Raw genomic sequence first — 11114 nt, forward strand, 5'->3', positions numbered from 1 at the left:
TCACGCCGCCCATCATCATCGCCGGGGCCATCGGCCTCAGCCAGGCGGACCGGGTCCTTCTGATTCAGGCATCCCTGATCATGTCCGCCGTCTCCACCCTCCTCCAGCTGTTCCCCATCGGGGGGCGGTTCGGCTCGGGCCTTCCGGTGATTCTGGGCGTCAGCTTTGCCTACCTGCCCAGCATGCAGGCCATCGCCGCCTCCGGCGGCGGGGTGTCGGCCATCGCGGGAGCTATGATCGCAGGCGGCGTCATCGCCGTCATCGTGGGGCTCTTTGTCAAAAAGATCCGGCTGCTGTTTCCGCCGGTGATTACCGGAACGGTGGTGTTCACCATCGGCCTCTCCCTCTATCCCACCGCCATCAACTACATGGCCGGCGGCACCGGCAATACCTACGAGTCCGTGATGTCCAAGGGACTGCCGGAGGCTATGGTGTACGGCTCCTGGCAGAACTGGCTCATCGCCGTTTTGACTCTGGCGGCGGTGATGATTCTGAACAACAAGGGCAGGGGTGTGTGCAGACTGGCCTCCATCCTGCTGGGGATGCTCTTCGGCTACATCGCGGCACTGTGCTTCGGCATGGTGAGCTTTGCCGACGTGGGAGACGCCGCCTGGTTCTCCCTGCCCCGCTTCCTGCACTTCGGCATCAGTTTTGACCTGCCCTCCTGCGTGGCCCTGGGGCTGCTGTTCGCCATCAACTCCATCCAGGCCATCGGCGACTTTACCGCCACCACCGTGGGCGGCATGGACCGGGACCCCACGGACAGCGAGCTCCAGGGCGGCATCATCGCCTACGGTGCGGCCAACATCCTGGCGGCCCTCTTCGGCGGCCTGCCCACGGCGACGTATTCCCAGAACGTAGGCATCGTCACCACCAACAAGGTGGTGAACCGGACGGTGTTCACCCTGACGGGAGCGTTTTTGCTGCTGGCGGGGGTCTCCCCCAAGTTCGCGGCGGTGCTGACCACCATCCCCCAATGCGTGCTGGGAGGCGCCACCATCACCGTGTTCTCCACCATCGCCATGACGGGAATGCGCCTCATCGCCTCCCAGGACCTGACGGCCCGGAACACCACCATCGTGGGCCTCTCCGCCGCCCTGGGCGTAGGCATCTCCCAGGCCAGCGCCTCCCTGAGCCAGTTCCCGGACAGCTTCACCATGATCTTCGGCAAGTCCCCGGTGGTCATCGCCACGCTGATGGCGGTGGCGCTGAACCTGATTTTGCCCAAGGAGGACAAATAAATCAGCCGGGCGGTTCAGACCGCCCGGCTTTTTTCTATCCGCCTGTCAGCATCAGCACCACGCCGTAGACGACGCTGGCCAGGGTGCCGAACACAATCACCGGCCCCGCCACCAGAAACATTTTGGCCGCCATGCCGGTGACAATGCCCTCGCTCTTGAAGTCGATGGCCGGAGATACCACGGCGTTGGCAAAGCCGGTGATGGGCACCAGCGTCCCCGCGCCGCCGAACCGGGCAATCTTATTGTACAGGTTCAGCCCCGTCAGCAGGGCGGACAGCAGCACCAGGGAGCAGGAGGTGGCGGTGCCCGCGTCCTCCTGGTTCAGCCCCGCCGCGGCCCAGCCGTTTTGAATCAGCTGGCCCAGCACGCAGATCAGACCGCCGATCACAAAGGCCAGAACCACGTCCTTCACCAGCGGGGATTTCTGGGCCCGCTGCTTGACATACTGCTGGTACTCCTGGGGTGTCAGATCCATGGGGAATCCCTCTTTTCTGGAAAGTTTTGTGTAGTATCCCCGGTATACGGCAGAATATTCCCCCTTTTGCCCTCCGTGCTAACATAGTTAAATTTCGCCGGCTTGCCTGAACAGGCAGCCGCCCTTTCCAGGACAGCCATGCCATTGAACTGAAATTTTCATCAACGGGGCGCACCCCAAAAGCAGCAGTTTTATTCCTTCTTCCGTGTCAAGAAAATTCCAATGACTGCGCCTATAAGAATCATCGGCGCCAGCCTGACAAACAGCCATTCAAACGCGTGAAAAGCTGCTCCGGCAACGGCGGTTTCAGGATCGCCGTAATTCCAGCCCAGGTAGGGGCTGTTGAATGCTTTTAAGACAGCAAACATTATTATGATGACCGCACACAATGAGATCAACAGCCAATGCAGCGTTCTTTGTCTCGCGGTCTTCCTTTGCGCAAGCTGTAAATTTATGATCTCCAGTTTTTCGGAAATCACTTTTAAGTCATCCGCCTTCGACTCCATAACGGTTTCTCCAAGCAAAGTGCTTACGGGCGTTTCAAGCGCCTCTGATATGGAGAGCAGCATATCAGAATCGGGAACTGACAATCCCTGCTCCCATTTCGAGATTGTCTACCGCACCACATTCAGCTTGACCGCAAGCTCTTCCTGCGAAAGTCCTTTTGATTTCCTGATGATTTTGATGTTCTCGTTTAACATGAGTGATGACCGCCTTTCTTTCTGTTGTTAGCGCTATTATCCAAAGAACTGCCCGTTGCCGCAAGCAACGCATATTAACATTCCTGTTTTACCGCCATGGCATACTGCCGGATATGCCGGCAGGGAGGAGCTCACGCCTGATAAATTCTTCCCGTCATCACCTATTGACCGGGAGTGTCCGTTTCAAAGATTTGACGTAGGGGCCAGGCACTGTCCCGGCCCTGCAAAACCACGGCCGTAGCCCAAAATTCCGGATGATAAAATGCGCGGCCGGACGCTCCCCAGAGCAGTTGTCAGAAATCATGAGAAAAAAGGAAGCGGGGACAGGGAGTGCAGAGCAAAGCGGAGGACGCGGGCGGGCTGACGCCCGCCAGGGCCGGCAACGCGGCTATGCCTTTCCCGGACCGCTGAACTTTTCTCAGTATTTTGGGGAATTGCTCTGCAGTTCCGAGGCGGCAGAATTTTTCTTGAAGGGACAGATGCGTCCTTGCAAATCCAAATGAAACGCGTTATATTGTTCACAGTAAACTTTGGAGGGACCGCTCATGAAACCGGAGAAAAAGCCCCTGGGGCTGTACATCCATATCCCCTTCTGCAAGCAGAAGTGTACTTACTGCGACTTCTACTCTCTGCCGGGCTGCGACGAGGCCCGGATGGAAGATTACACTGAGGCCCTGTGCGCCCACCTGGCGGAGCTGGCCCCCTACGCCGCCGGATATCTGGCGGACACGGTGTACTTCGGCGGCGGCACCCCCAGCTATCTGGGGGAGAAGCGGCTGGTGAAGATTCTGAAAACCATCCTGAAAAAATACCGAGTGACAAAGGACGCGGAGATCACCCTGGAGGCCAATCCCGACTCCGCCGGGGACTGGAAATCCTTGAAGGCCCTGCGGAAGGCGGGCTTCAACCGCATCTCCCTGGGAATGCAGTCCGCCTGCGCCGAGGAGCTGCTGGAGATCGGCCGGGTCCACACGGCAGACCAGACCGCCGCCGCCGTGGAGGCCGCCCGGAAGGCGGGGTTCCAGAACCTCTCCCTGGACCTGATCTACGGCCTGCCCCGCCAGGCCATGAGTCAGTGGCGCAAGAGTCTGGAGGCCGCTGTCTCCCTGGGGCCGGAGCACCTGTCCTGCTACGGGCTGAAGGTGGAGGAGGGCACACCTCTCTTCGCCCGCCGGGAGGAGGCGGAGCTGCCGGACAACGAGGCCCAGGCGGACCTGTACCTCTGCGCCGTGGACTATCTGTCGTCCCAGGGCTACCGGCAGTATGAGATCTCCAACTTCGCCAAAGAGGGCTTTGCCTCCCGGCACAACCTGAAATACTGGACACTGGGGGAGTATATGGGCTTCGGCCCCGGGGCCCACTCGGACCTGGGCGGCGCCCGGTACGCCTATGAGAAGGACCTGGAGGGCTACATCCGGGGCGTGCGGGAGAACGGCCCCCTGCTGTCGGAGAGCGACCGCATTCCCCCCATGGACCGGGACATCGAATGGCTGATGCTGGGACTTCGGACCGTGTACGGCCTGGACCCCAGAGAGTTTGAAAACCGGTTCCGCCGCCGCTTCCGGTGCTTCCTGCCCTTTTTGGAGAAGTGCCGGGAGGCGGGCTACGCCGTGTGCGAGGAAGACCGCTGGCACCTGACGCCCCGGGGATTTCTGGTATCCAACCAGATCATCGGCGGAGTGCTGGACGCTCTGGCGGCGGAGAAGCGCCGCCGGGCCGAGGCCGCCGCCAGGGGCGATTTCCGGGTGGAGAACTGAGGAGGCTTTCATGCACGTCTACACCGCGGGCCAGTGGGTCTTGCTCTTTTACTTCTATTGTCTGTGCGGCTGGGTCTGGGAGTCCTGCTACGTCTCCGCCCACCAGCACCGGTGGGTGAACCGGGGATTCCTCCACGGGCCCCTGCTGCCCATCTACGGCTCCGGGGCCATTATCATCCTCTTCGCCGTCATCCCGGTGGAGAACAACCTGTATTTGGTATGGCTCTTCGGCATGATCGCCGCCACGGCCCTGGAGTATGTCACCGGCGCGGCCATGGAGCGGATCTTCAAGGTCCGCTACTGGGACTACTCCGGCCAGAAATTCAATCTCAACGGCCATATCTGCCTCACCAGCTCCGTCGCCTGGGGATTCTTCTCCATTCTGCTGGTGCGCCTTGTCCACCCGCCCATCGGGCGTCTGCTGGTCCGGGTCCCGGCCCTGGTGGTGGACCCGGCGGCCTTGGCCCTCACCGCTGCCTTCACGGCGGATGTGGTCTGCTCCGTCCAGGCCGCCCTGGACCTCAAGGACGTGCTCACCCGCCTGACAGAGGAGAATGAGGAGCTGCGCCGTCTGGCACGGCGAGCGGAGATCGCTGCCGCCTTCGCCGAGGACGACCTGCGCCGCTTCCGGGAGCGGACGGAGGTGGAAAAACTGCAAAGCCGGGTTCAGGAGGAACTCCAGGACCTGCGCCGGGCCCGGGCCCAGCGGGCCGAAAAGCGCCAGGCCGCCTGGGAGGAGGCTTTCCGCCGCCGCACCGCCGCCAAGCTGGAGGCTCTGGATACCATCGCCAAGGCGCTGGAAACCTGCCGGGACCACCTGGACAGCCTGCCGGAGCTGACGGGGGAGGCCCTGGAGGAGCGCCGGGCAGACCTGGAGGACGCCATCGTCCGCCTGCGGCGGCGGGAGGCCGTCATCCGCGCCCAGGAGCCCCGGAGCTACCGCCGCTCCCTGCGTATCCTGCGGGGCAACCCCTCCGCCGCGGCCCGCGGCTTCGGCGAGGCTCTGGAGACCCTGCGGGAGCTCACCGGCCGGAGGTAACCGGCCATTCGGCAAATTTACCCTTTTTCAGCGAAAAAATATTGACAAATTGTGAACAGGGACTATAATAAGACTGTCAACCTTGTGTGTCAAGTTTTTCACAATTATATGGGAGGGAAATCAATGCTGAAAAAAATTTCCAACGGATGCGTGCGCATCATGAACCGGTGGCTGCCGGACCCGTTCCTGTTCGCCATCATCCTGACCATCGTGGTCTTTGTCGCCGCGTGCATCGGCACCATGCAAAGCCCCATTGAGATGATCTGGGCCTGGGGCGGCCGGGGCGGCACCGCCATCGGCATGTGGAACCTGCTGGCCTTCTCCATGCAGATGGCCCTGGTGCTGGTGCTGGGCTCCGCACTGGCCTCCGCCAGGGTCTGCAAGAAGATCCTCAGCTCCATCGCGAGCATGGCCAAGGATAAGAAGGGCGCCATCCTCATCACCACCTTCGTCTCCACCATCTGCTGCTGGCTCAACTGGGGCTTCGGCCTGATCGTGGGCGCTCTGCTGGCCAAGGAGATCGCCCGCCGCGTCAATGACGTGGACTACCCCCTGCTGATCGCCTCCGCCTACTCCGGCTTCGTGATCTGGCACGCCGGCCTCTCCGGCTCCATTCCCCTGGCCCTGGGCGGCGAGGGCTATACCATCGCCACCACCGGGCAGACCTTCGTGGCCCAGTCCGGCGAGACCATGCTCCACCCCGTGAACCTTATCATGTGCCTGGTGATTCTGGTCGCCATGCCCTTCCTGAACTACGCCATGCACCCCGACAAGGAGCACACCGTGCTGGTAAATCCCGCCGTGCTGGTGGAGGAGAAGGAGAAAGAGTACTCCATCGAGACCCCTGCCGAGAAGATGGAGCACAGCAAGATCCTGTGGTTCATCATCTGCGCCATGGGCATCATTTACATCATCTGGTTCTTCTGGACAAAGAAGACCTTCGTGCTGGACCTGAACATCGTCAACTGCATCTTCCTGTTCCTGGGCCTGCTGGCCCACGGTGACCTGCGCCGCTATGTGGACGCCATCGGCGACGCCGCTGCCGGCTCCGCCGGGATCCTGCTCCAGTTCCCCTTCTACGCTGGCATCATGGGCCTGATGACCGCCACTAACGCCAACGAAGTGTGCCTGGCCGGCATCATCTCCGACTTCTTTGTGGACATCTCCAACACCGTTACCTTCCCCGTGTGGACCTTCCTGTCCGCCGGCGTGGTCAACTTCTTCGTGCCTTCCGGCGGCGGCCAGTGGGCCGTCCAGGGCCCCATCGTCATGCCTGCCTCCGCCAAGCTGGGCGTTGAGGCCGGCCGGGCCGCCATGGCCATCGCCTGGGGCGACCAGTGGACCAACATGATCCAGCCCTTCTGGGCTCTGCCCGCCCTGGGCGTGGCCGGGCTGAAGGCCAAGGACATCATGGGCTACCTGGTGGTGGTCCTTGTGTTCACCGGTATTGTGGCCTGCCTGGGCTTCCTGGCCTGGGGCCTGCTCGTCTGATTTCAGCGGACAAGTTCATATGCTCATAGTCAAAGGGCGCCCTCCGATTTCAATCGGGGGGCGCCCTTTTATGACTGCGGCTGCAGCCGGCGCAATGATTGGAGCTCAGTCCAAACCCGCCGGGGCTTTGCCCCAGACCCCGCCGCCTTTTGAAATGAAAAAGGCGGCCCTAAACTTTAACGATAACTATTCGTCAAATACCTCCGCCAGCAGCTCCATGGCCCGGGGCAGATCGGCCGCCTCCAAGCCGGCGTAGTTCACCACCAGGGTGTGGGCGTAATCCGGCCGGGGCCGGGCTGCGTACTCCGACAAAAACCCCAGCCGCACGCCCAGGGCCTCCCCCCGGCGGCGGAGCTCCCCGTCGGACCTGGCCGTGTCCAGCCGCAAGAGGAAGTGAAGCCCCGCCCCCTGCTCCGAGATAGCGATCCGCCCCGCGAAGGAGCTGGCCCGGAAGGCCTCCAGCACCCGGTCCCGGCGGAGGCGGTACTCCTTGCGCATCCGGGAGAGGTGCTGGTCGTAGTGCCCCCCCGCCAGGAAGCGGGCCAGCACATGCTGGTCCAGGGCCGGGACGGTGCAGGCGTAAAAACCCAGCTCCCGGCGGTACCGCTCCAACAGCCTTGGCGGCAGCACCATGAATCCCACGCGCATGGAGGGGGAGATGGTCTGGGAGAAGGTGTTCATATACACCACCCGCCCTCCGTCGTCAATGCTCTGGAGGGTGGGGATGGGACGGCCGGTGAAGCGGAGTTCGCTGTCGTAGTCGTCCTCGATGATGACGCCGTCCCGCCCCTCCGCCCAGCGCAGCAGCGCCTGCCGCCGCCCGATAGGAGTCACCAGGCCCGTGGGGTAGTGGTGGGAGGGAGAGAGGTGGAGCACTCCGGCCCCGGAGGCGGCCAGGGCATCCAGGTCCACCCCCTGGCCGTCCAGGGGCACCGGGAGGCAGGCGGCGCCGCACTTGCCGTAGACCTGCCGGATCTTGGGATACCCCGGGTCCTCCACGGCGAAAGCCGCCCCCGCCAGCAGCTGGGCCAACAGGAGGTAAAGGTACTCTGCCCCCGCGCCCACCACGATCTGCTCCGGGGCCACCGCCATGCCCTTCCGGTCCCGCAGATCTTTGGCGATGGCCTGCCGCAGGGCGGGCAGTCCCTGCCGGTGCACCGGGGTCAGAAGGGCCTCCCCACCCTCGGAGAGGACCTGCCTGGTCAGGCGCACCCACACGGAAACCGGAAACCGGGACACGTCCACCTGGCCGCTGGCCAGGTCCAGCCGCCAGGCGGGCTCCTCTGTCTCCCGGGAAACCGCCGCCGGAACCGCCGGAGCGGCGGCCAGCCGCTCCACCGGGGCCGCGAAAAACCCCCGCCGGGGCCGGGAGAGAAGAAAGCCCTCCGCCTCCAACTGCCGGTAGGCGTTCTCCACGGTGATGACCGAGATCTGGAGATGCTCCGCCAGCGCCCGTTTGGAGGGCAGACGCTCCCCCGCCGCCAGCTTTCCCTCCAGGATGTCCTCCCGGATACGCTGATACAGGTACTCGTACAGGGGCAGCCCGCCCCGGTCCTCCAGGGAGTAGGTCAGCATGAATACGTCCCCTTTCTGACCTTATAAAAATTTTGATAATTGGATATTTTAATCATATCACAGATACGCTATGATGACAACATCAACCAACAAAAAAGGGAGTGGAGACGATGGAAAAAACGTTGGAACGGCCGGAGGCGGCCGCCGCCAATAAGACGAAGCTGCTGGTGATGACAGCGCTGTTCGCGGCTCTTGGCTGCGCGGCCACCATGGCCGTCAAGGTGCCCTCCCCCACCGGCGGGTATATGAACCTGGGGGACACGGTGGTGCTGCTGGGGGCCTATTTCCTGGGGCCGGTGTACGGCGCCGCAGCCGGCGGCGTGGGCCCGGCCCTGGCGGATCTGCTGGGGGGATACCCGGTATATGTCCCCGCCACTCTGGTCATCAAGGCCGTCATGGGAATCACGGCAGGACTGCTGTACCGGCTCCTGCGCCGGCGGGGCGTCCCCGGAGTCATCGCCTGCGGCGTGGCGGGGGAGGTTCCCATGGTGCTGGGCTATTGGCTGTTTGACGCCATCCTGGTCTCCGCCGGGGGCACCGCCTTCGGCACAGCTCTGGCGGGAGCTTCCGCGGGCATTCCCAGCAACCTGGTGCAGGCGGCCTTCGGCGCGGCGGCCTCCACGCTGCTGCTGGCGGCCCTGCGCCGCAGCGGCTATGTGCGCAGGGAGTTTCCCAATCTATGAGGCGGGTGCGGCTCCCTTAAACTTCCCCGCTTCATTTGCGGCTGACCCCCTATACAATGGAAGCCGCAGCCCGGTGAAGAAGTATTTTCGCCGGGCTGCGGAGAGTTTTCAAACTTTGAAAACTCTCCATTAAAATGGCGCTGGGAACCCCTCCCGGGTTCCCAGCGCACGCTCCTCCCTTCCGTTGAATCACTCTCCACGGTTTTCGGCAGTCAGACAGCCCGGCGGGTTCTAAAACCCGCCGGGCCGCTGTATGTTCTATATGATTAGGCCTTGTTGGATCAATGGCGAAATGCTCAACGGCGAGAGATCTTTTCGCCGGTCAAGGCGATTTGACACCGCCATACCTTGTGCATGGCAGAGAACATCAACGCGGAGCGCCAGAAAACGGTCCGCCGCCTGGGCGTTTTGACATTTTCAAACAAGAACTGAAAAATCACATCTGTCCCCAGCCGCCGGTCCAGCCGCTGTTGGGATCGTCCTCCAGCCGGGGCGGCCCGCCGTCCCGCAGGCCCACGCCGGAGGTGCGCTTGGCAATCTCGAAGTACCCCAGCTCCACGCACTCCCGGTTCGGTACGAAGAACAGCCCCACCACCAGAGAAAACGCGCTGGAGATCAGGCTCCAGGCCCACATGGGCAGAATGATGGCCTGTGCCACCAGCTCGGCAGCGGGGAGATCCGGCACGGGGCCGGTGACAATCTGAAAGATTAGCCGGTACAGCAGGAACAGCATCACCAGCATCGGCAGCGACGCCAGCATCAGCCATCCGAAATAGCTCCAGTCCAGGGCAAAGAGCTGGCTCTTGTAGCCCCAGGTCTGGCGCTTGCTCATGTCCAGGGCCTCCATGACGCCGATGCCGGGGTTTTCATACAGGTTGTAAAGGGCGAAGCGGTAGCGGTAGGCGGCCACGATGCCGGGGACGACGAAGAGCATGGACCAGAGCATGATGAACACAGTTTCCACAATGGTCAGGGCGATGAGCTTTCCAACAAAGGAAAAGCCGTCAAACAGCGTCAGGTACTCCGCCCGCTCTCCCCGGCGGACGGCCATGCAGTACAGAGAGAAGCCCGCGCCCAGCACCGCGGTCAGCAGAGTGGTCAGCACATAGACGAAGATGCCCACAAGATTCCGGTCCAGTACCGCATTGCCGCCGCCGGACAGATAGTCCAGCACACCCAGGACCATCGCAAGCCCCAGATACAGCGCCGCCATGCCCCTGGGAGACACCTGCGCGGTGCTGAGCAGCTCCCGCATCTCCGCCTTCAGCCGTTTTCTGTCAATGAGTTCCGCCATCATGGTGGGACACCTCCATTTTCCAAAGCTCGCCGGCAGCCCGGCGCTGCCGACAGTTTAGCACATTCCGGCACGCTTGGCAAGAGAGGCGGCGGCACAGTGGAAAATTTCCCCAAAGAGGGTAAAAATGCCCGATTCGTCAGGATGACATGAAAAAAAGGATGAATTCCAGCAAAAACCGTCGTTCACAGTCTGGACATTTCTCAAAACAGGGTGTAGAATAGAGAACAGTATGTGATAGAAGCGCCAGAGCGTAGTCCGCCCCGTCCCAAGCCGGTGGATGGGGCTTTCCCCGCGCGAAAGGCCGCTATCAGGAGTAAAAATGAGGTGAAGACTATGGCACAAGCTTTCTTTGGCGGCGTTCATCCCAACGACATGAAGGCCGCAACCAATGAAAAGGCCATCGAACAGCTGCCAGCCCCGGCAGAGGTGGTCATCCCCATGTCGATGCACTTTGGCGCGCCCTGCACCCCCTTGGTAAAAGCCGGGGACGAGGTAAAGGTGGGCCAGAAGATCGGCGAGTTCCGGGGGCTGGGCGCCCCCATCCACGCCAGCGTCTCCGGCAAGGTGAAGGCCGTGGAGCCCCGTCCCTATTCCATGGGCGGCAACATCACGTCCGTCATCATTGAAAACGACTTCCAGAACACCCTCTCCGAGGAGGTCCAGGCCCCGGCCAGCCCCGGCGCCCTGACCCCTGACGAGATGGTGGAGATCGTGAAGAACGCCGGCATCGTGGGCATGGGCGGCGCGACCTTCCCCACCCACGTGAAGATCTCCGGCGGCATCGGCAAGGTGGACACTGTCATCATCAACGGCGCGGAGTGCGAGCCCTACATCACCGGCGACCACCGCACCATG

8 protein-coding genes and 2 pseudogenes are annotated in these 11114 nt (G+C 62.5%); 6 read left to right on the forward strand and 4 right to left on the reverse strand.

Annotated features, from left to right (window positions below; translation table 11 throughout):
* On the forward strand, window positions 1–1241 hold a 1241-nt coding region (locus QZ326_RS08340; RefSeq protein WP_295743828.1), incomplete at its 5' end, for a uracil-xanthine permease family protein.
* Window positions 1242–1275: 34 nt separating this feature from the next.
* Here QZ326_RS08340 and spoVAC read toward each other — a convergent pair.
* Both spoVAC and QZ326_RS08350 read right to left on the reverse strand, forming a co-directional pair.
* Window positions 1276–1716, reverse strand: a complete 441-nt coding sequence (spoVAC, locus tag QZ326_RS08345; protein WP_295743831.1) for a stage V sporulation protein AC — start codon at window positions 1714–1716, stop codon at window positions 1276–1278.
* Window positions 1717–1907: 191 nt separating this feature from the next.
* Window positions 1908–2417 (reverse strand): annotated as a pseudogene (locus QZ326_RS08350) (helix-turn-helix domain-containing protein).
* 545 nt (window positions 2418–2962) lie between these two features.
* On the opposite strand from QZ326_RS08350, the gene hemW reads away from it, so the two are divergent.
* The 3 genes from hemW (at window position 2963) to QZ326_RS08365 (ending at window position 6704) form a co-directional block, all read left to right on the forward strand.
* Window positions 2963–4174, forward strand: coding sequence for a radical SAM family heme chaperone HemW (gene hemW, locus QZ326_RS08355; RefSeq protein WP_295743834.1), 1212 nt, complete (start codon window positions 2963–2965; stop codon window positions 4172–4174).
* Window positions 4175–4184: 10 nt separating this feature from the next.
* Window positions 4185–5213 carry a putative ABC transporter permease gene (locus QZ326_RS08360; RefSeq protein ID WP_295743837.1) on the forward strand — a complete coding sequence of 343 codons (1029 nt, stop codon included), beginning with the start codon at window positions 4185–4187 and terminating at the stop codon, window positions 5211–5213.
* A 123-nt stretch (window positions 5214–5336) separates the two neighbouring features.
* Window positions 5337–6704, forward strand: coding sequence for a short-chain fatty acid transporter (locus QZ326_RS08365; protein WP_295743842.1), 1368 nt, complete (start codon window positions 5337–5339; stop codon window positions 6702–6704).
* Window positions 6705–6890: 186 nt separating this feature from the next.
* Here QZ326_RS08365 and QZ326_RS08370 read toward each other — a convergent pair whose 3' ends face one another.
* Window positions 6891–8279, reverse strand: coding sequence for a PLP-dependent aminotransferase family protein (locus QZ326_RS08370; protein WP_295743844.1), 1389 nt, complete (start codon window positions 8277–8279; stop codon window positions 6891–6893).
* A 110-nt stretch (window positions 8280–8389) separates the two neighbouring features.
* Between QZ326_RS08370 and QZ326_RS08375 the strand changes: the two genes are divergently transcribed.
* Window positions 8390–8962, forward strand: a complete 573-nt coding sequence (locus QZ326_RS08375) for an ECF transporter S component (protein WP_295743846.1) — start codon at window positions 8390–8392, stop codon at window positions 8960–8962.
* Window positions 8963–9398: 436 nt separating this feature from the next.
* Here the strand turns inward: QZ326_RS08375 and QZ326_RS08380 are convergent, their stop codons facing one another.
* Window positions 9399–10259 carry a DUF975 family protein gene (locus tag QZ326_RS08380; RefSeq protein WP_295743849.1) on the reverse strand — a complete coding sequence of 287 codons (861 nt, stop codon included), beginning with the start codon at window positions 10257–10259 and terminating at the stop codon, window positions 9399–9401.
* Between the two features lie 333 nt (window positions 10260–10592).
* Here QZ326_RS08380 and QZ326_RS08385 point away from each other — a divergent pair.
* Window positions 10593–11114 (forward strand): annotated as a pseudogene (locus QZ326_RS08385) (electron transport complex subunit RsxC); the annotation flags it as partial.

The organism is uncultured Oscillibacter sp., assembly GCF_910587525.1.
Taxonomy (GTDB): Bacteria; Bacillota; Clostridia; order Oscillospirales; family Oscillospiraceae; genus Oscillibacter.